Annotated in this window: 16 protein-coding genes and 1 pseudogene; 12 read left to right on the plus strand and 5 right to left on the minus strand. The window is 67.7% G+C overall.

All coding sequences use genetic code 11. The features are described from left to right. Nucleotide 1: 1 nt before the first annotated feature. Entirely contained in the window at nucleotides 2–1,753 is a 1,752-nt protein-coding gene (locus tag U5798_RS09235) for an IlvD/Edd family dehydratase (RefSeq protein WP_124450757.1), read from the minus strand. 114 nt (nucleotides 1,754–1,867) lie between these two features. Here U5798_RS09235 and U5798_RS09240 point away from each other — a divergent pair, with 114 nt between their 5' ends. Further along, entirely contained in the window at nucleotides 1,868–2,818 is a 951-nt protein-coding gene (locus U5798_RS09240) for a LysR substrate-binding domain-containing protein (protein WP_124450755.1), read from the plus strand. Nucleotides 2,819–2,905: 87 nt separating this feature from the next. Here the strand turns inward: U5798_RS09240 and U5798_RS09245 are convergent, their stop codons facing one another. After that, on the minus strand, nucleotides 2,906–3,550 hold the full coding sequence (locus tag U5798_RS09245; protein WP_322081858.1) for a glutathione S-transferase family protein: 645 nt from the start codon (nucleotides 3,548–3,550) through the stop codon (nucleotides 2,906–2,908). Between the two features lie 28 nt (nucleotides 3,551–3,578). After that, complete coding sequence (locus U5798_RS09250) at nucleotides 3,579–4,055, minus strand: OsmC family protein (protein WP_124450753.1); 477 nt, start codon at nucleotides 4,053–4,055, stop codon at nucleotides 3,579–3,581. 132 nt (nucleotides 4,056–4,187) lie between these two features. On the opposite strand from U5798_RS09250, the gene U5798_RS09255 reads away from it, so the two are divergent. Then, entirely contained in the window at nucleotides 4,188–4,829 is a 642-nt protein-coding gene (locus U5798_RS09255) for a GntR family transcriptional regulator (RefSeq protein WP_322081859.1), read from the plus strand. 21 nt (nucleotides 4,830–4,850) lie between these two features. Here U5798_RS09255 and U5798_RS09260 read toward each other — a convergent pair whose 3' ends face one another. Then, nucleotides 4,851–5,876, minus strand: a complete 1,026-nt coding sequence (locus tag U5798_RS09260) for a LacI family DNA-binding transcriptional regulator (protein ID WP_322081860.1) — start codon at nucleotides 5,874–5,876, stop codon at nucleotides 4,851–4,853. A 189-nt stretch (nucleotides 5,877–6,065) separates the two neighbouring features. On the opposite strand from U5798_RS09260, the gene U5798_RS09265 reads away from it, so the two are divergent. From U5798_RS09265 to U5798_RS09285, 5 genes are all read left to right on the plus strand, one after another. Next, complete coding sequence (locus tag U5798_RS09265) at nucleotides 6,066–7,214, plus strand: sn-glycerol-3-phosphate ABC transporter ATP-binding protein UgpC (protein ID WP_322081861.1); 1,149 nt, start codon at nucleotides 6,066–6,068, stop codon at nucleotides 7,212–7,214. A gap of 8 nt (nucleotides 7,215–7,222) precedes the next feature. After that, nucleotides 7,223–9,214 carry a beta-galactosidase gene (locus tag U5798_RS09270; RefSeq protein WP_322081862.1) on the plus strand — a complete coding sequence of 664 codons (1,992 nt, stop codon included), beginning with the start codon at nucleotides 7,223–7,225 and terminating at the stop codon, nucleotides 9,212–9,214. 64 nt (nucleotides 9,215–9,278) lie between these two features. After that, nucleotides 9,279–10,538 (plus strand): ABC transporter substrate-binding protein, encoded by a 1,260-nt coding sequence (locus U5798_RS09275; protein ID WP_322081863.1) that lies wholly within the window; start codon nucleotides 9,279–9,281, stop codon nucleotides 10,536–10,538. Nucleotides 10,539–10,592: 54 nt separating this feature from the next. Further along, nucleotides 10,593–11,534 carry a sugar ABC transporter permease gene (locus U5798_RS09280; protein WP_322081864.1) on the plus strand — a complete coding sequence of 314 codons (942 nt, stop codon included), beginning with the start codon at nucleotides 10,593–10,595 and terminating at the stop codon, nucleotides 11,532–11,534. 21 nt (nucleotides 11,535–11,555) lie between these two features. Beyond that, entirely contained in the window at nucleotides 11,556–12,407 is an 852-nt protein-coding gene (locus U5798_RS09285; protein WP_322081865.1) for a carbohydrate ABC transporter permease, read from the plus strand. Nucleotides 12,408–12,486: 79 nt separating this feature from the next. On the opposite strand, the gene U5798_RS09290 is transcribed toward U5798_RS09285, so the two are convergent. Further along, nucleotides 12,487–13,938, minus strand: coding sequence for a DEAD/DEAH box helicase (locus U5798_RS09290; protein ID WP_322081892.1), 1,452 nt, complete (start codon nucleotides 13,936–13,938; stop codon nucleotides 12,487–12,489). Between the two features lie 337 nt (nucleotides 13,939–14,275). Here U5798_RS09290 and U5798_RS09295 point away from each other — a divergent pair. From U5798_RS09295 to U5798_RS09315, 5 genes and pseudogenes are all read left to right on the plus strand, one after another. Further along, nucleotides 14,276–14,540 (plus strand): annotated as a pseudogene (locus U5798_RS09295) (heterodisulfide reductase-related iron-sulfur binding cluster); the annotation flags it as partial. A 20-nt stretch (nucleotides 14,541–14,560) separates the two neighbouring features. After that, on the plus strand, nucleotides 14,561–14,965 hold the full coding sequence (locus tag U5798_RS09300) for a GlcG/HbpS family heme-binding protein (RefSeq protein WP_322081866.1): 405 nt from the start codon (nucleotides 14,561–14,563) through the stop codon (nucleotides 14,963–14,965). Nucleotides 14,966–15,009: 44 nt separating this feature from the next. Then, nucleotides 15,010–17,184, plus strand: a complete 2,175-nt coding sequence (locus U5798_RS09305) for a malate synthase G (protein ID WP_322081867.1) — start codon at nucleotides 15,010–15,012, stop codon at nucleotides 17,182–17,184. Between the two features lie 568 nt (nucleotides 17,185–17,752). Further along, nucleotides 17,753–19,318 (plus strand): diguanylate cyclase, encoded by a 1,566-nt coding sequence (locus U5798_RS09310; RefSeq protein ID WP_322081868.1) that lies wholly within the window; start codon nucleotides 17,753–17,755, stop codon nucleotides 19,316–19,318. 135 nt (nucleotides 19,319–19,453) lie between these two features. Further along, nucleotides 19,454–20,836 carry a cache domain-containing protein gene (locus U5798_RS09315; RefSeq protein WP_322081869.1) on the plus strand — a complete coding sequence of 461 codons (1,383 nt, stop codon included), beginning with the start codon at nucleotides 19,454–19,456 and terminating at the stop codon, nucleotides 20,834–20,836. Nucleotides 20,837–20,867: the final 31 nt, after the last annotated feature.

Raw genomic sequence — 20,867 nt, forward strand, 5'->3', positions numbered from 1 at the left:
CTCAATGCGAATGGCTCGGCACGTCCGCGCCGCGCGTGCCGACCAGGAAGTCGAGGTCGCACCCCTCGTCGGCCTGCAGCACGTGATCGATGTACAGCCGCGCGTAGCCGCCCTTGCCGAGCTGGCCGGCCACGCCCGGCGCCGCGGTCGGATCGACGTCCGACAGGCGGCGCTGCAGCTCTTCATCCGTAATGTCGAGATGCAGCGTGCCGGCCTCGCAGTCGAGTTCGATCCAGTCGCCGTTGCGCACGGCCGCGAGCGGCCCGCCGGCGGCGGCTTCCGGCGCGACGTGCAGCACGACCGTGCCGTACGCGGTGCCGCTCATCCGCGCGTCGGAAATCCGCACCATGTCCTTCACGCCCTGGCGCAGCAGCTTCGGCGGCAGCCCCATGTTGCCGACCTCGGCCATGCCCGGATAACCGCGCGGCCCGCAGTTCTTCAGCACCATCACCGAACTCGCGTCGATGTCGAGCGCTTCGTCGTTGATCGTCGCCTTGTAGTGGTCGAGGTTCTCGAACACCACCGCGCGACCGCGATGCTTGAGCAGTTCGGGGCTCGCCGCCGACGGCTTCAGCACCGCGCCGCGCGGCGCGAGATTGCCGCGCAGGATGCAGATGCCGCCGTCCGCGATCAGCGGCCGGTCGAGCGGGCGGATCACTTCCTCGTCGTAGTTCGGCGCTTCGCGCACGTTGTCCCACAACGACTTGCCGTTGACCGTCAGCGCGTCCGGGTGCGGCAGCAGCCCGCCTTCGCCGAGCCGGCGCAGCACGGCCGGCAGCCCGCCCGCGTAATAGAACTCCTCCATCAGGAAACGCCCCGACGGCATCAGGTCGACGATCGTCGGCGTGTCGCGGCCGATGCGCATCCAGTCTTCCAGTTCGAGCGGCACGCCGATGCGGCCGGCGATCGCCTTCAGGTGGATCACCGCGTTCGTCGAGCCGCCGATCGCCGCATTCGCGCGGATCGCGTTCTCGAATGCCGCGCGCGTCAGGATCTTCGAGAGCACGAGCCCTTCGAGCGCCATCTCGACGATGCGGATGCCCGACATGTGCGCGAGCACGTAGCGGCGCGAATCGACGGCCGGAATCGCCGCGTTGTGCGGCAGCGCGACGCCGAGCGCCTCGGCCATGCACGCCATCGTCGATGCGGTGCCCATCGTGTTGCAGGTGCCGGCCGAGCGCGACATCCCGGCTTCGGCCGACAGGAAGTGATGCACGTCGATCTCGCCGGCCTTCAGCGCTTCGTGCAGTTGCCACACGGCCGTGCCCGACCCGATGTTCTTGCCTTCCAGCTTGCCGTTCAGCATCGGGCCGCCCGACACGACGATCGCCGGCACGTCGCAGCTCGCCGCGCCCATCAGCAGCGCGGGCGTCGTCTTGTCGCAGCCGGCGAGCAGCACGACCGCGTCGATCGGGTTGCCGCGGATCGCTTCCTCGACGTCCATCGACGCGAGGTTGCGCGTGAGCATTGCCGACGGACGCAGGTTCGATTCGCCGTTCGAGAACACCGGGAACTCGACCGGGAAGCCGCCCGCCTCGGAGATCCCCCGCTTCACGTGCTCGGCGAGCTTGCGGAAGTGCGCGTTGCACGGCGTCAGTTCGGACCACGTGTTGCAGATGCCGATGATCGGCCGGCCGTCGAACTCGTGATCGGGGATGCCCTGGTTCTTCATCCAGCTCCGGTACATGAAGCCGTTCTTGTCGTTCGTGCCGAACCATTGAGCGGAGCGCAGCCTGGGTTTTGTTGCCGACATCGTCAGTCCTGTGGTGACGGGATACCGGCGCAGTCTAGGCAGAATTTTGATAACTGGCTAATGACGTTTTTGGCGATTACGATATAGATTCCGATATCGATATAAACCCGTACGATGCCCGAAGCCAGTCCGTGGGGAAACCGTGGCCGCCTGAAGACGCGCCAGCTCCTGCTGGTCGTCGCGCTTGCCGACGAAGGCAGCATTCATCGCGCGGCGGCCGCGCTGAACATGACGCAGCCGGCCGCGTCGAAGCTGCTGCGCGAACTCGAGGAATCGATCGGCGCGGTGCTGTTCGAACGCCTGCCGCGCGGGATGCGGCCGACGCTGTACGGCGACGCGCTGATCCGCCACGCGCGTGCGGCGCTCGGCAGCCTCGACCAGGCGCACGAGGAACTGGCCGCGCTGAAGGCCGGCCATCTCGGCCACGTGGCGGTGGGCGCGATCACGTCGCCGGGGCTGCGGCTCGTGCCGCCGGCCGTCGCCGCGGTGAAGGGCACGCACGCGGGCCTGCACGTGTCGGTCGAGATCGACACCAGCAACGTGCTGCTCGAACATCTTGCGCAGGAGAAGATCGACATCGTGCTCGGCCGGCTCTCGGCCGAACACGACAAGCTGCGCCTGCGCTACGAGCCGCTGACCGGCGAGTCGGTCGCCGCCGTCGTGCGGCCCGGCCATCCGCTGCTCGCGCAGGCGCCGCTGTCGCTCGCGGACGTGCAGCGCGCCGCGTGGGTCGTGCCGCCGGCCGGCAGCGTGCTGCGGCACCGCTTCGAGCTCGTGTTCCAGCGCGCGAGCCTCGCGCCGCCGGCGAACCTCGTCGAAACGGCGGCGCTGCTGTTCATCACGCAACTGCTGGAGCAGAGCGACATGATCGCGGTGCTCGCCGAGGACGTCGCGCGCTATTACGCGCGGCACGGGATCGTCACGTTGCTGCCGCTGGAGATGGATTGCCGGATGGACGATTTCGGCATCATCACGCGCACCGACCGGCTGCATTCGCCGGCCGTCGCGATGATGGCCGATGCGATTCGTGCGGCTGCGCGGGAGGTTTATGGGGTCGTGCAGTGACGATGCGGCGGCAATTTGGTCGCCGGGTTGCCGTATCACCCGAAATGCATGCGCGCCGCGTGGCGCACATGCTGCCGCACTAACGCGTTACACCCAGGGCGCCGCGAGCCCTTCCGTCTTCAACGCCCGCTGGATCGCCGGGCGCGCAAGCACCCGCTGCAGATAACCACCGAGTACCGGCCGCTGCCGGGCCGGCGCCGCGAAACCGCGCGTCCAGCGGCACAGCATCAGCGCATAAGGATCCAGCACCGTGTAGTGCGCACCGAGCAGCCACGAGCCGCCGCTCGTTTCCAGTTGCTGCTCGAGTTGGTCCAGCAGCGTCGCGATCTTTGCCTCCGCATGCGCCTTGACCTGCGCGGCGCCTGACGCGTTGCCCGCATCGACCCAGCGCTCCGGATAGAAGTACGCGATCAGCGTCGCCTGTAGCGTGTTGGTGAGCCACATGAGCCACTTGTAGAACTGCGCGCGCTCCGGTGTGCCGAGTTCAGGCGCAAGCCGCTGCTCCGGATGCGTGTCAGCCAGATGCAGGCAGATCGCCGCCGCTTCGTACAGCACGAGACCTCCATCGACCAGCACCGGAATGAGCCCGTTCGGATTCAGCGCAAGGTAGTCCGGCGACTTATGCTGGTCGTGCATGCGGTCGACATACTCAAGCTCGAACGGCTCACCGATTTCTTCGAGCACGAAGTGCGGCGCCATGCTGGCATTGCTGGGGTAATAGAAAAGCTTCATCGTCGATTTCGTTTAGCGGGCGTCTGTGTCAGGCAGCAGCAAACTCGATCACCGGCTCGCAGCGGATCGGAAAATTGACCGAGTTCGCGACATAGCACTTCGCATGCGCATCGTGATGCAGGTGCGCCGCCTTTTCGCGATCGTCGCCCGCCTGAATGGTCACGTGCGGGCGCAGCACGATTTCGGTGAAGCGGCCTTCCTGGGCGTTGTCGACCATCGTGCCTTCCGCGTCGTCGACATAGCCGAGCACGCGAATGCCTGCCTCGGCGCACAGGTGCAGATACCAGAGCTTGTGGCACGCTGATGCCGACGCGACCAAAAGGTCCTCGGGGTTCCAGCGCGCGGCATCGCCGCGGAACGCCGCGTCCGACGAACCGGGGATATCCGGCTTCGATCCGGCACGGATCACATGATCGCGGCCGTACTCGCGATATCCCGACGTGCCGGTGCCGCGATTGCCCGTCCACTCCACTGCGACGCGATACGTGTGTTCACCTGATGCCATCTCGCTCTCCATTGATGTCGGTTGCTTCGACCGTGCCGGATGCCGTTTTGCAGCACCCGCCTGTGTGCCGTCATTGTGGCACTGGATTGCCGTTTGGTATACCATTATTCCAAATTGACGAAACACGCAGGCATGGAAGCCAAACTCGACTCCACGGCGGATGCCGTCGCCGCATCGCTGCGCGACATGATCATCAACGGCGAGCTTTCGGCCGGCGAACGGCTCGTCGAGCGCGACCTGGCCGAGCGGTTCGGCGTCAGCCGGATTCCGATGCGCGAGGCGATCCAGCGGCTGGAACGCGAAGGCTTGCTGGATATCTTCAGGAATCGCGGCGCGGTCGTGCGGATGCTGAGTGCGTCCGACGTGCAGGAAATCTACGACCTGCGCGTGCTGCTCGAAGGCGACGCGATCTACCGGAGCGTGAAGCGGCTCGACGACGAAACGCTGGCGCGCGCCGAACTCGTGCATCGCCTGCTCGGCGATGCGACCGTGTCGCGCAGGCAGGGAGAACTGAACCGCGAATTCCACGCGTTGCTTTACTCGTGCTGCGGTAACGCGCGACAGTTGAAGTCGATTGCCGAATTGCGCAGCCAGGTCGAACGTTACGAGCGCCTGCAGACCACGCTGCTCGCCGATACGCCGTCGTTCCAGGTCGAGCACGAAGAGATTCTGCGGGCATGTCGCGAACGCAATGCGCGTGCGGCACGCTCGATGACGATCGCGCATCTCGAGTCGGCGAGAAGCATCGTGATGCGGCTCGTCGAAGGCAGTTGAGCCCGGCTCGCCCGCGTGCCGTTATACCGCGCGCGGCACCGGCCCGGTCGTCCCGCGCACCCTCAGTTTCGGCAACGACGCGACACGCACGCGCGACGCCTCGTCACTCTGGCCGCCCGCCTCGCGCAACGTATTGAGCAGCTCGACCGCAAGGCCGGCCGCTTCGGCGGTCGGGATCGCGACGGTCGTCAGCGTGGGGCGCGTATCGCTGGCGAGGTGAATGTCGGTCATCCCGACGATCGACAGATCATCGGGCACGCGCCTGCCGCGATCGGCCGCCGCATGCAGCGCGCCGATCGCCGGCAGGTCGTTGGTCGCCACCAGCGCGGTCAGCTGCGGATGCGCATCGAGCAGCCACCCCGCCGCGCGCACGCCGCCTTCGATCGAATCGGGCTCGGCCGCGACGATCGACGCATCGAGCCCGGCCTCGCGCATCACGTCGATGAAGCCGTCGTAGCGTGCCGCCTGCACGCCGCTCGCCGACCCGCCGATGATCACGCCGATTTTCTCGTGACCGAGTTCGAGCAGATGCCGCGTCGCGATCCGTCCCGCCTCGCGGAAATCGATCGCCACGCACGGCAATCCGTCGGGCGGCGCCTCGGGCCGCTCCCACAGGCACAGCACGACCGGCACGCCGCGCCGCGCGACGTCGAGCAGATCCGGCAGGTGCAGGTTCGCGTTGGTCACGAGTATCCCCTCGGAAATCGTGCCGGCGATCTGGTCGAGATACGCGCGCCCCTGCAACGGATCTTCGTTCGTATTGCAGACGATCAGGAACTGCCCGTTGCGGCGCACCGCCCGCTCGACCGCCAGCGCGAACTCCGGATAGAACGGGTTCGCGATGCTCGACACCATCAGCGCGACCGTCGGCGCGCGCCCTTCCGCCAGCGCCCGCGCGGCGAGATGCGGCCGGTACCCGAGCGCCTCGATGGCCTCCAGCACGCGCGCACGCGTCGCGTCGCCCACCCGGCCACGGCCGCGCAGCACGTTCGACACCGTCGCGGCCGTCACGCCGGCGCGGCGCGCCACTTCATCCAGTGTTGCCATCGTTTGCTCACTATATGAGACACCGATCCAGTATTTGCTTCGCTCACCGAAGCGGCGCACTATCGTCGCACACCTTGCCGCCCGACCGACGGGCGCGACTCGGCCGCGATCGCATCGCCCCTTTTTTTGATCGCAATGATTAAGCGCTTAATCAAGCTGTACGGCGCATTAAAACATGGAGCGGAGACAATGGCGAGCATCTCGATGCGGCGCGTGCAGAAAGCCTATGGCGAGCACGCGCCGGTCATACGCGACGTCGATTTGGAGATCGGCGCGCACGAGTTCTGCGTGTTCCTCGGGCCGTCCGGATGCGGCAAGTCGACGCTGCTGCGCATGATTGCCGGCCTCGAGGACCTGAGCGCGGGCGAGTTGTCGATCGACGGGCGCCGCGTCGACGACGTGCCGGCCGCCGAGCGCGGCGTCGCGATGGTGTTCCAGAGCTACGCGCTGTTTCCGCACATGACGGTGTACGAGAACATGGCGTTCGGGCTGAAGCTCGCCCGCGTGCCCAAAGCCGAGATCGACCGGAAGGTGCGCGACGCCGCGCGCATCCTGCAGCTCGACACGCTGCTCGAGCGCAAGCCGAAGGCGCTGTCGGGCGGCCAGCGGCAGCGGGTCGCGATCGGCCGCGCGATCGTGCGCGAGCCCGGCGTGTTCCTCTTCGACGAACCGCTGTCGAATCTCGACGCGGCGCTGCGCGGCCAGACCCGCGTCGAAATCGCGAAGCTGCACCGGCAGTTCGAACGCGCGAGCGTCGTCTACGTGACGCACGACCAGACCGAGGCGATGACGCTCGCCGACAAGATCGTGCTGCTGCACGCCGGCGCGGACACCGCGCAACACGGCAGCATCGCGCAGGTCGGTGCGCCGCTCGACCTCTACCACCACCCGGCCAGCCGCTTCGTCGCGGGCTTCATCGGCTCGCCGCGGATGAACTTCCTGCCGGCCGTCGTCACCGCGTGCGACGCACGTCGCACGACGGTCACGCTCGTGCCGTCCGGCGAAACCTTCACACTGCCGCGCGACGGCTCTGCGCTCGGTGCCGGCGCCGCCGTGACGCTCGGCATTCGCCCCGAACACCTGACGCTCGGCGCCGCGCTCGACGCCACGACGCTCGCGCGCGACGTCGCGCTCATCGAACGCCTCGGCGAACAGACCTACGTGCACCTCGACACGCCCGGCGGCGCACCGCTGATCGCGAAGGTGCCCGGCGACGCGCAGGTGCGCACCGGCGAGCGTGTCCGCGTGCACGCGCCGGCCGCGGCCTGCCATCTCTTCACCGAAGACGGCCGCGCGGTGCCCGCGTGCGCCGACCTCCACGTCCACCACTACGCATAAGGATCGGCATGCGCCTCGGAGTCTGCTACTACCCGGAACACTGGCCGGAATCGATGTGGGCCGATGACGCCCGCCGGATGAAAGCGCTCGGCATCGAGCAGGTGCGGATCGCCGAATTCGCGTGGAGCCGCATGGAGCCGTCGCCGGGCGAATACGACTGGGGCTGGCTCGACCGTGCGGTCGACGTGCTCGGCGCGGCCGGCCTCGAGATCGTGATGTGCACGCCGACCGCGACGCCGCCGAAGTGGCTGGTCGACCGCCATCCCGACATCCTCGCGATCGGCGCGGACGGCCGGCCGCGCGCGTTCGGCTCGCGCCGCCACTACGACTTCTCGTCGCCGACCTATCTCGAAGCGTCGCGGCAGATCTGCACGGCGGTCGCCGAACGCTACGGCCGCCACCCGGCCGTGCGCTACTGGCAGACCGACAACGAACTCGGCTGCCACCAGACGGTCGTCAGCTACTCGCCGGCCGCGCTCGTACGCTTCCGCGCGTGGCTGAAGGCACGCTACGGCACGATCGACGCGCTGAACCGCGCGTGGGGCACCGTGTTCTGGAGCATGGAATATCGCCATTTCGACGAAGTCGATGCCCCCGTCGGCACCGTGACCGAAGCCCATCCGTCGCATCGCCTCGACTACCGGCGCTTCGCGTCCGACGAGGTCGCGCGCTATCACCGGATGCAGGTCGACGTGATCCGCGCGCATTCGCCGGGCCGGCCCGTCGCGCACAACTTCATGCAGCTGTTCACCGAGTTCGATCACTACGAGGTCGCGCGCGACCTCGACATCGCGACGTGGGACAGCTACCCGCTCGGTGCGCTCGAGGAGCTGTGGTTCGCACCCGACGTGAAGGCGCGCTGGCTGCGCACCGGCCATCCCGATTTCGCGTCGTTCAATCACGACCTGTATCGCGGCATGTCGAAGCTGCCGTTCTGGGTGATGGAGCAGCAGCCGGGGCCCGTGAACTGGGCGCAGTGGAACCCCGCGCCGCTGCCGGGCATGGTGCGCCTGTGGAGCTGGGAAGCGTTCGCGCACGGGGCAGGCTGCGTGTCGTACTTCCGCTGGCGGCAGGCGCCGTTCGCGCAGGAGCAGATGCATGCGGGCCTGAACACGCCCGACAACCAGCTCGACGAAGGCGGGCGCGAAGCGCAGCGGGTCGCCCGGGAGATCGCCGCCGTGCTCGACGCCGGCGCGGATGCCGACGCGAACGGTACGGTGCGTGCGCCCGTCGCGCTCGTGTTCGACTACGAGGCGAAGTGGCTGCTCGAAGTGCAGCCGCAGGGCGCCGATTTCCACTACCCGCGCTTCGCGTTCGAGTACTACTCGGCGCTGCGCTCGCTCGGCCTCGACGTCGACATCGTGTCGGCGCACGCGCCGCTCGACGGCTACCGTCTGGTCGTCGTCCCGCCGCTGCCCGTCGTCCCGGACGATTTCGCGGCACGGCTCGCCGCATCGGGCGCCCATGCGGTGTTCGGGCCGCGCACCGGCTCGAAGACCGTCGACCTGCAGATTCCGCCGACGCTGCCGCCCGGCCCGCTCGCATCGAGCCTGCCGGTGCGCGTGTGGCGCGTCGAGTCGCTGCGGCCGAACGTGACCGAGCGGATCGACGGCACGCTGCGCGACGGTTCGCCGCTCGCGGGCCACGCGCGTCACTGGCGCGACTTCGTCGAACTGCACGACGGCACGCGCAGCGTCGTGCACGCACGCTTCGCCGACGGTCATCCGGCCTGCGTGTCGCATGGCGCGCTGCACTACTGGGCCGCGCTGTTCGACGAGACGACCACCGTGAAGCTGTTCGCCGATGTCGCGGCCGAAGCGGGCCTCGCACCGACGCCGCTCGGCGACGGCGTGCGCGTGAGCCGGCGCGGCGGCCTGACCTACGTGTTCAACTACGGCAACGCACCGCACACGATCGACGCAGTACCGCCGTCGGCGTTCGTGCTCGGCGCCGCGCAGGTCGGCCCGCAGGACGTGGCCGTGTATCGAAGCCGTTCGTAGCCCCCCGCCACCGGCGCCACGCCACGCCGGTCACGCACAACGACACCCAGGACTGGAGACACGCATGACACATCGCCCCCTTCGCGCCGCCGCACGGCTCGCCACGGCCGCCGCCGTCGCCTTCGCGTCGCTCGGCATGACCGCGCCCGCCGATGCCGGCACGCTGACGATCAACATCGCGTTCAAGGGCGCGAGCCAGCGCGCGGTCTGGCAATCGACGATCGAAGCGTTCCACAAGGCGCATCCCGACATCGACGTGAAGCCTACTTTCGTCGACGAGGAAGCGTACAAGGTGCAGCTCCCCGCGTGGCTCACGACTGTCGCGCCGGACGTCGTGAACTGGCACGCGGGCGAGCGGATGGCGTACTACGCGAAGCGCGGGCTGTTCGAGGACTTGAGCGGCGACTGGACGAAGAACGGCTGGGACGCGATGTATGCGTCGACGCGCAGCGCATCGTCGTACAACGGCAAGCAGTACGCAGCGCCGACCGTCTACTACTCGTGGGGGCTGTTCTACCGCAAGGATCTGTTCCGCAAGGTCGGCATCGCCGACGAGCCGAAGACCTGGGACCAGTTTCTCGACGCGTGCAAGAAGCTGAAGGCGGCCGGCATCACGCCGGTCGCGATCGGCGGCCGCGACGCATGGACGCTCGCCGGCTGGTTCGACTATCTCGACCTGCGCCTGAACGGCAACGCGTTCCACCAGCAGCTGATGGCCGGCGACGTGCCGTACACCGACCCGCGCGTGAAGAAGGTCTACACGACGTGGAAGTCGCTGATCGATGCCGGCTACTTCATCGACAACGCGCTGTCCTACGATCTCGACGGCGCGCAGCCGTTCCTGTTCCAGGGCAAGGCGGCGATGATGCTGATGGGCACCTTCATCGCGGCCGGTTTCCCGCCGAACGTGAAGCCGGAAATGGGTTACTACCGCTTCCCGATCATCGACCCGAAGGTGCCGACCGCCGAGGACGGCCCGGTCGAATCGCTGCACATCCCGACGAAGGCGAAGAACAAGGCCGACGCGCACAGGTTCCTCGCGTTCGTCGAAACGCCCGAGATGGGCGCGAAGCTCGCGGAAGGCCTCGGCTCGCTGTCGGCCAACAGCAAGTCGCCCGAGCCGGCCGATCCGATCTCGCGCATCGGTTTCCGGATCCTCGCCGACACGAAGGGCGGCGTCGCGCAGTTCTACGACCGCGACATGACGAAGGAAATGGCCGACGAAGGGATGAAGGGCATGCAGCAGTTCCTCGCGAATCCCGCGCAGCTCGATACGGTGCTCGCGCAACTCGAACAGACCCGCAAGCGGATCTACAAGAAGTGACCGCGTGACCCAACCGGCGGCCGCGTGCCGCCGTGTCCGTTCAGGAGGCTTGCCGTGTCCAGTCCGATCACGTCCACCCCGCCCGCCGGCACCGCGCCGCCGCGCGGGACATCCGCCACCGCGTTGCCCGCGCGCCGCCCTTCGCCCGCCGTGCGGCGGCAACGGCGCGCCGCGTGGCTGTTTCTCGCGCCGGCCTGCGCAATGGTTGCCGTCTATGTGATCTGGCCGATCCTGTCGACGTTATGGCTGAGCCTGTACAACTGGGACGGGATGACCGAGCGCACGTTCGTCGGCTTCGCGAACTATGCCGAACTGCTGCAGGCGCCGACGTTCTACACGGCGCTGCGCAACAACGTGATCTGGCTCGCGCTCTTCATGCTCGCGCCGCCGCTCGGCCTTGCGCTCGCGCTGTACCTGAACCAGGCGGTGGGCGGCATCCGGCTCGTGAAATCGCTGTTCTTCGCGCCGTTCGTGCTGTCCGGCGTGGTCGTCGGCCTGATCTTCTCGTGGTTCTACGATCCGACCTTCGGGCTGCTCGCGCTGCTCGCGGGGCACGGCATCCCGGTGCTCGGCGACGCGCGCTATGCAACGCTCGGCGTCGTGTTCGCCGCGCTGTGGCCGCAGACCGCGTACTGCATGATCCTGTACCTGACCGGCCTCACGTCGGTCAATCCGGAACAGATCGAAGCGGCGCGAATGGAAGGCGCGCGCGGCTTCGCGCTGCTGTGGCACGTCGTGCTGCCGCAACTGCGGCCGACCACGTTCATGGCGATCGTCGTCACGGTGATCGGCGCGCTGCGCAGCTTCGACCTGATCTCGGTGATGACGAGCGGCGGCCCGTTCGAGAGTTCGACTGTGCTCGCGTATTACATGTACGACCAGGCGATCAAGTACTACCGGCTCGGCTATTCCGCGTCGATCGCGGTCGTGCTGTTCGCGATCATGCTCGTCTACATCGTGTTCCAGTTGCGCCGCATGCTGCGCAACGAACAGTGACCTTTCGGGAGTTCATTCACCATGTTTCCGACACCCGTTGCCCACTGGAAACCGGTATCGCGCCGGCTGTACAAGCTGTCGCTGCCCGTCGCGCTCGTGATCTGGCTGCTGCCGATGATCGCCGTGTTCGTCACGTCGGTGCGCTCGACCGAGGAACTCGTCGAAGGCCACTACTGGGGCTGGCCGCGGCACTTCGCGATGGTCGAGAACTACCGCGACGCGCTGACGACGTCGCCGATGCTGCATTACTTCTGGAACAGCGTGCAGATCACGGTGCCGTCCGTGGTCGGCTCGATCGCGCTCGCGTCGATGGCCGGCTTCGCGCTCGCAACCTACCGGTTTCGCGGCAATGTCGCGCTGTTCGGCACGTTCGTCGCCGGCAACTTCGTGCCCGTGCAGGTGCTGATGATTCCGGTGCGCGACCTGTCCTTGAGGCTCGGCGTGTTCAATACCGTCGAAGCGCTGATCCTGTTTCATGTCGCGTTTCAGACAGGGTTCTGCACGCTGTTCCTGCGCAACTTCATCAAGCAGCTGCCGTTCGAGCTGATCGAGGCCGCGCGTATCGAAGGCGCCGGGGAATGGACGGTGTTCTGGCGGATCGTGCTGCCGTTGATCCGGCCGGCATTGGCCGCGCTGGCGATCCTGGTGTTCACGTTCGTGTGGAACGATTACTTCTGGGCGCTGTGTCTCACGCAAGGCGATGAGGCCGCACCGATCACGGCGGGTGTCGCGGCGCTGAAAGGGCAATGGACGACGTCGTGGAATCTCGTATCGGCCGGCTCGATTCTCGCCGCGCTGCCGTCGGTCGCGATGTTCTTCGCGATGCAGAAGCATTTCGTCGCAGGGCTCACGTTCGGCGCGACGAAAGGCTGAACGCGCGCGGCCCGCGTTTTCGTATCTCCCCCTCCGCATCGTGAGGTTGCCCGCCTTGGCGGGCTTTTTTCATTCCGGATCAGGGTTGGCGTTTGCCACGGCCAACAGCGGGTTTCCCCGCCGGCTTGCCTGCCCCCGAACCCGCCTTGCCAGCGGGCTTGCTGCGCGGCTTCTGCACACTGAACGGGCTGCCGATGGTGTAATCCGGTCCGTTACCGGCCGGCTTCGCGTGCGGCGCGGCGGGCTTGCGCTTGCCTTCCCCGCCTTGCGCTTGCGGACGCGGCTTCTTTCCCGGCATCGGCTTGGCGACCGGCGCCGCTTGCTGCACCTTGGGCTTCTTCGGCTTTTTCGGCTTCTTGACGATCTGCCCCGTCGCGCTCGTTTCCGGCACGCGGTGTTCGGCTTCGAAGCCCGGCTCTTCTTCACGCCGCAGCGTCTGCCGGATCAACGCCTCGATCGCCGCCAGCTGCGGCGCCTCATCGGCACACACGAGCGACACCGCCACCCCGCTGGCGCCCGCGCGGCCGGTACGGCCGATACGGTGCACGTAATCCTGCGCGACGATCGGCAGATCGACGTTGATCACCAGCGGCAGATCGTCGATATCGAGTCCGCGCGCCGCCACGTCGGTGGCGACCAGCATCTGGACCTCGCGTGCCTTGAAGCGCTCCAGCGCACGCAGGCGCGCGGGTTGCGGCTTGTCGCCATGGATGGTGTCGACCGCATAGCCCGCTTCATCCAGCATCGCCGCCAGGTAATCCACGCCGTTGCGGGTCTTGACGAACACCAGCGCGTGCTCCCAGTTGTTCTCGGCCACCAGGTGCATGAACAAGTCGGGCTTGTTCCGCTTGTCGACCGTCACCACCCACTGCTTGATCTTGCTGGCCGTCGCATTGGGCGCGCTGACGCTGATATCGACCGGGCTGCGCAGGATGTTCGCCGCCATCGCGCGGATATCGTCGGTAAACGTCGCGGAGAACAGCAGCGTCTGGCGCCGAGCCGGCAACGCGGCGAAGACGGCGTCGAGTTCGCGCGCAAAGCCGAGGTCCAGCATGCGGTCGGCTTCATCGAGCACCAGCGTCTGCACCTGATCGAACTGCACCGCGTTCTGGCGATTGAGGTCGAGCAGACGGCCCGGTGTGGCAACGAGCACATCGACGCCCTTGCGCAGCTTCATCATCTGCGGGTTGATGCTCACGCCGCCGTAGGCGGCCAGGAAACGCAGATCGAGGCCCTTGCCGTACTCGACGAAGCTTTGCAGCACCTGCTCGGCCAGCTCACGCGTGGGCACCAGCACCAGCACGCGCGCGCGGTTGCTCGACACCGCCGGGCCGTGTTGCACGAGCCGTTGCAGCAGCGGCAGCGCAAAACCGGCCGTCTTGCCCGTGCCGGTCTGCGCCGCGGCCATGACGTCCTTGCCGCCGAGCACGGCGGGAATCGCCTTGGCCTGCACCGGCGTAGGTGTCTGGTAATTGAGGCCCTGCAGGTTACGCAGCAGCGGCTCGATCAGGCCAAGCGAGGCAAAGGACATGGACGTATTCCGGGCTAAAACCGCAATTCTAGCGGTTACGGCGCTGGTTGCGACCCGTGCGCCCCGCCGCGCAGCCACGCCGGCTCGAGTCCACCCTTCGAGCCGCAACGTCGAGCGCACGAGCCGCTGCTCCTCCCGCTCGATCTCGCGCAGATACGCGACGCACTGGCGGACAGGTTCGCTCGCGGCCTTGCGCGCCTGGTCGGGCAACCGCCCCGTGACCGCGTTGTAGTGCCGCGCATGCTGGCGATCGATCTGCTTCTTCAGCGGCTCGCGGTGATAGAGGTTGTTCACCGACGCGAACACCGAACTGAGCAGCAGGCCGGTCAGCGATTGCAGCGTCCCGACGCGGCCCGGATTTGATCTGACGAATGCCGCCGACGGCCCTCGATGCCGCGACCGGGCCGGCACGGATTCGCTGACGCAGCCCGCAGCCCGAACTCGCGACGACACTGCGCGACAACAAACTCGATGCGCTCGAAGCCGCGCGGCCGGACCTGATTGTCACGGCGAACGTCGGCTGCCAGACTCACCTGAACGGCGCGGGCCGCACGCCCGTGCGCCACTGGATCGAGCTCGTCGACAACCGACTCGTCAACTGACCTGATTCCGGAGGATCTCCATGCAGACGAAACCCGAACTCGAACTGGCCGATGCCGACCGCATGCTCGCCGCCGCCCGCGCGGAAGCGGAGCGCCACGGCTGGGCCGTGTCGATCGCCGTCGTCGACGACGGCGGCCACCTGCTCGCGTTCGCGCGGCTGGACGGTGCGTCGCCGGCCAGCAGCGCCATCGCGCAGGACAAGGCGCGCGCGGCGGCGCTCGGACGTCGCGAGACGAAGGCGTATGAGGATATGATCAACGGTGGCCGCACCGCGTTTCTCAGCGCGCCGCTGACGGGGTTGCTCGAAGGCGGCGTGCCGGTCACGGTCGGCGGCCGGATCGCAGGCGCGATCGGTGTGTCTGGCGTAAAGTCCGAACAAGACGCGCAGATCGCCCACGCCGGTACACAAAGCGTCGTGGCATAGCCAGCCAACGTGCGCGCGTTTTTCATTCCCCGGGAGGAATCACGATGATCGACCAAGCAGGACTGCAAGTCGCGCCAGCGCTGAGCCAGTTCATTGAAAACGAAGCGCTGCCGGGCACCGGCATCGACAAGGCCGCGTTCTGGAGCGGTTTCTCGGCCCTGGTGCACGATCTCGCGCCGCGCAACCGCGAACTGCTCGCGGAACGCGACCGCCTGCAGCAGGAACTCGACGCGTGGCACCGTGCACACCCGGGCCCCGTACGCGACCACGCCGCGTACCGCGCGTTCCTCGAACAAATCGGCTACCTCGTGCCGGTCCCGTCGAACGTCGCGGCAGCCACCGCGAACGTCGACAGCGAGATCGCCACGCAGGCCGGCCCGCAACTCGTCGTGCCGCTGTCGAACGCGCGCTATGCGCTGAATGCCGCGAACGCCCGCTGGGGCAGCCTGTACGACGCGCTGTACGGCACCGACGCGCTGCCCGAAGACGGCGGCGCCGAACGCACCGCCGCCTACAACCCGACACGCGGCCAGCGCGTGATCGACTACGCGCGCGACGTGCTCGACAACGCGGCGCCGCTCGCGAGCGGCTCGCACCGCGACGCGCTGCGCTATCGCGTGCAGGACGGCCAGCTCGCCGTCGAAACCGGCAAGGGCGTCGTGCATCTCGCGCAGCCGGCGCAGTTCGTCGGCTACCAGGGCGCCGCCGACGCACCGTCCGCAATCCTGCTGAAGCACAACGGGCTGCACCTCGAGATCCAGATCGATGCCTCGACGCCGATCGGCCGCGCCGATCTCGCGAACGTGAAGGACGTCGTGCTCGAAGCCGCGGTCAGCACGATCATCGACTGCGAGGATTCGGTCGCGGCGGTCGACGCCGAAGACAAGGTCCAGCTCTACCGCAACTGGCTCGGCCTGATGCAGGGCACGCTGGTCGAGGAAGTCGCGAAGGGCGGCAAAAGCTTCACGCGCCGCCTGAACGCCGATCGCGAGTACACGACGCCCGACGGCGGCACGCTGTCGCTGCACGGCCGCTCGCTGCTGTTCGTGCGCAACGTCGGCCACCTGATGACCAACGGCGCCGTGCTGGACCGCAACGGCAACGAGATTCCGGAAGGCATCCTCGACGGCGTCGTCACGACGCTGTGCGCGTTGCACGACCTGAAGGCGAAACGCAATTCGCGCACGGGCTCGATCTACATCGTGAAGCCGAAGATGCACGGCCCGGTCGAAGTCGCGTTCGCCGATACGCTGTTCGCGCGCATCGAGGATCTGTACGGCCTGCCGCGCAACACGCTGAAGATGGGCATCATGGACGAGGAGCGACGCACCAGCGTGAATCTCGCCGCGTGTGTCGCCGCCGCCGCCGCGCGCGTGGCGTTCATCAACACCGGCTTCCTCGACCGCACCGGCGACGAGATGCACACCGCGATGGAAGCGGGCCCGATGATCCGCAAGGGCGACATGAAATCGTCGGCGTGGATCCAGTCGTACGAGCGCAACAACGTGCTCGCGGGCCTGTCGGCCGGCCTGCGCGGCCGCGCGCAGATCGGCAAGGGCATGTGGGCGATGCCGGACCTGATGCACGCGATGCTCGAGCAGAAGATCGCGCATCCGCGCGCCGGCGCGAACACCGCCTGGGTGCCGTCGCCGACCGCCGCGACGCTGCACGCGCTGCATTACCACCTCGTCGACGTGCAGGCCGTCCAGCAGGAACTCGAGAAGACGCCGTACGCGAGCGAACGCGACACGCTGCTCGAAGGCCTGCTGACCGTGCCGGTCGTCGAGCGCGCCGCGTGGAGCGAGGCCGAGATCCTGAGCGAAGTCGAGAACAACGCGCAGGGCATCCTCGGCTACGTCGTGCGCTGGGTCGAGCAGGGCGTCGGCTGCTCGAAGGTGCCCGACATCCACGACGTCGGCCTGATGGAAGACCGTGCCACGCTGCGCATTTCGAGCCAGCACATCGCGAACTGGCTGCGCCACGGCGTGATCACGGAGGCGTTCGTGCTCGACGTGTTCAAGCGGATGGCGCGCGTCGTCGACCAGCAGAACGCCGGCGACCCGAACTATCGACCGATGGCGCCCGGCTACGACCAGTCGACCGCGTTCAAGGCCGCGTGCGCGCTCGCGCTGCAGGGCACGTCGCAGCCGAGCGGTTACACCGAGCCGCTGCTGCACCAGTTCCGCCTCGCATTCAAGGCGCAACAGCACGGCGCTTGAGGCAAGCGCATGCGGGCCCGGCCCGCATGCCAGCCGGCGTCATGAAACGGGCGGCCCGCGCGGCCGCCCGTTTTCATATTCACTTTCGTACGGCCGTTGAAATCGTCCGTTGAAACCGATAATCGGTACGCATCTTCCGCATTCAAGTTTCAGGCGTGCGCGCCGTTAAACCGGCGAAATCGCCGGTCTTGCGCATCGCGGACGCATCTGCCACCCCACGGAGCCTTGCGCCGCAACGCTTTCCCCGATATTTGCAAGTTCGGGTATTCACGGTAATTTGATCCGGATCAACGGGCTGCAACATTTTCCGCGTACGCGAACGCGCGCGTTATACTCCGTTGAATCCGCGCCGCCCGATTCTCCGGATCGTCGAATCGCGGCAGATGTTGCCGGTGAATCGATGATTTACCGGTTTATCTGGCCGCGATTGCCGATAATCGGTGTCCATTTTCTCCGCTGAAAGGCTGAGAGGCGCCGGAAGGGCCGCACGCCGGATCGCCGCCGACACGTCATACGAACAATCGCATCGGCCCGCCGCCTGGCGACGATGCCCATCGATCCTCGGACCATGGCAGAAACCGACTACGCAATGCCCAGCGAATCCGGCCTGACGAGCCGTGTCGCCGCTCATTTGCGCAGGTTCCTGCTGCCGCACCTGATCTTCTATACGGGGCTGCTGATCGCGCTGATCCTGCTGCTCCTGTGCGGGATCGTGCTGTACGAAGGCCGCATCGACGCGCGCGACCGCTCGATCGCCATGCAGCAGAATCTCGCACTGATGGCGTCGTGGGACATCGAACGCAACATCGAGATCTACTCGCTGTCGCTGCAGGCCGTCGTCGAAGGCGAGAACGACCCCGACGTCGTCAAGCTGCCGATGCCGCTGCGCCGCCAGGTGCTGTTCGACCGGGCGACGACGGCCAAGTACCTCGGCGGCATCTACGTGCTCGATGCGAAGGGTGACATCTCGGTCGACGGCAAGGGCGACGTGCCGCGCAAGGCCAACTTCGCCAACGAACCGTACTTCACCGTGCCTCGCGACCACCCCGACGTCGGCCTGTACGTCAGCCCGCCATACCATTCGCGGCTGCGCGGCGGCTCGCCGAGCATCGCGCTCAGCCGGCGGATCACGAAACCCGACGGGTCGTTCGGCGGCGTCGCGGTGATGTCGATCCGGCTCGAATATTTCCAGAACCTGTTCTCGCGGCTGTCGCTCGGCGATCGCGGCTCGATCGCGCTGATCAATACGGACGGCAAGATGCTCGCGCGCGAGCCGTACGACCCCAAGATCGTCGGCCGCGACATCAGCCATGCCAGCACGTTCCGGCGCTTCATGATGGCCAACGAAGGCAGCTTCGCCGACACCGCGTCGATCGACGGCGTGCGGCGCCTGTACGTGTTCCGGCACCTCGAGCACCTGCCGCTCATCATCATGGTCGCGCGCTCGGAAGCCGACACCTACGCCGCGTGGTACGACCGCGCGATTCCGATCGGCTCCGCGATGGCCGCGCTCGCGATCGGCTTCGTCGGCCTGTCGCTGCTGCTCGACGTGCAGCTGCGCAAGCGCCACCGCGCGGAAACCGAACTGCAGGCGCTCGCGCGTACCGACGGCCTCACCGGCCTCGACAACCGCCGGATGCTCGACGTCACGCTCGCGCGCGAATGGCGCCGCGCCGCCCGTTCGCAGCACGCGCTGTCGCTGCTGTTCATCGACGTCGACTACTTCAAGCGCTACAACGACACGCAGGGCCACCAGGCCGGCGACGACGCGCTCGCCGCGGTCGGCCACTGCATCGCCGGCTGCCTGCGCCGCCCGGCCGACTACGCGGCACGCTACGGCGGCGAGGAATTCGTCGTGGTGCTGCCCGACATCGACACGGACGGCGCGGTGACGATCGCCGAAACGATCCGCACGGGCATCCTCGATCTCGGCATCCGGCACGACGCCGGCACGGCCGGCCGCCTGACCGTGAGCATCGGCGTGACGACGAGCTATCCCGAACGCGACGACGACATGCAGGGCGCGCTGAAGCTCGCCGACGACGCGCTGTATCGCGCGAAAGAAGCCGGGCGCAACCGCATCGTCGTGCAGACGGCAGTGTCCGCCAGCCATCTCGAATCGCGCCGGGCCTGAGCGCCCGGGTGCCCGGGCCGCTGCAGCCGCCCGCGCGCAAAATCGCCGACAATGTCGGCTCGATCCGCCACCACGCCGCCGCGCGGCTGATGCGCCCGGCCGGCCCGCGCCGGTTCGCGGCCGCTTCGCACCACCATGAGACTCAAGGCAAAGATCTTCCTTCTGGCCATCGTGCCGTTCCTGCTCGCGATCGCCGGCATCGGCTTCGGCGTGCGCCAGCAGGCTACGTCGCTTGCGCGTACGCAGCACGCGACGATCCAGGCCGCGTACCTGTCGAGCAAGGAAGTCGAGCTGAAGCACTACGTCGAGCTCGCGACGAGCGCGATCATGCCGCTCTACGACGCGAGCGGCCGCAACGCGCGCGACGACGCGCTGCTGCGCACGCAGGCGCTCGCGATGCTGCAGAAAATGGATTTCGGCCCGGACGGCTATTTCTTCGTGTACGACCTGCACGGCAATTCGCTGATGCATCCGCGCGAGCCCGAACGCGTCGGCCACAACTATTGGTCGATGCGCGACCCGCAGGGCGCGCTGACGATCCAGCAGCTGATCGGCGCCGCGTCGAGCGGCGGCGGCTACGTGCGCTATGCGTGGCAGCGGCCGTCCACCGGCCGCGTCGCGCCGAAGCTCGGCTACGTCGTCGCGCTCGAACGCTGGGGCTGGATGGTCGGCACCGGCATCTATCTCGACGATGTCGATACCGCGCTGCAACGCATCGACGCGCGCGCGTCCGCGAACATCGAGCGCACGATGAGCTGGCTCACCGCGATCGCACTGACCGGCGCGGCGGCGATCGCCGTGTGCGCCCTGGTGCTGAACGTCAGCGAGTCGCGCAGCGCCGACGCGAAGCTCAAGCTGCTCGCGCAGCGCGTCGTCGAATCGCAGGAGCAGGAGCGGGCGCGGCTGTCGCGCGAGCTGCACGACGGGATCAGCCAGATGATGGTGTCCGCGAAGCTGATGCTCGAATCCGCGCTCGCGCGCTTCGAGCGCGGCACGTCGCGCGTGCCCGAGGCCGAGCAGGCGCTCGCGTCGGGTGTCGGGCGGCTCGGCGACACGCTGCGCGAAGTGCGGCGCATCTCGCATGCGCTGCGTCCGTCGATGCTCGACGATCTCGGCCTCGCGGCCGCGCTCGAACAGCTCGTGCGCGAGCTCGGCGCCGAAAGCGGCATCGACATCGGCTATACGCAGGTTGCGCACAGCGGCGCGCAGCCGCTGCCCGAGGCCGTGAACACCGCGTTGTTCCGGATCGCGCAGGAAGCGTTGAGCAACATCGTGCATCATGCGCAGGCGTCGCGCGCGGCCGTCACGCTCGACGTCGGCGCGCATTCCGTCACGCTGACCATCGCCGACAACGGCTGCGGCTTCGACGCCGAACGCTCGCAGGCCGACGCGCGCCGCGGCATCGGCCTGCGCAACATGCGCGAGCGCCTCGACGCGCTCGGCGGCATGCTGTCGATCACGTCGCAGGTCGGCCATACGATCGTTGCCGCGCGCGTGCCGCTGCGCAGTGCGGCGTGACGATACGCCCCATGACAGGAGACCTTTCACG

It is taken from the genome of Burkholderia sp. BCC1972 (assembly GCF_905339605.1).
Taxonomy (GTDB): domain Bacteria; phylum Pseudomonadota; class Gammaproteobacteria; order Burkholderiales; family Burkholderiaceae; genus Burkholderia.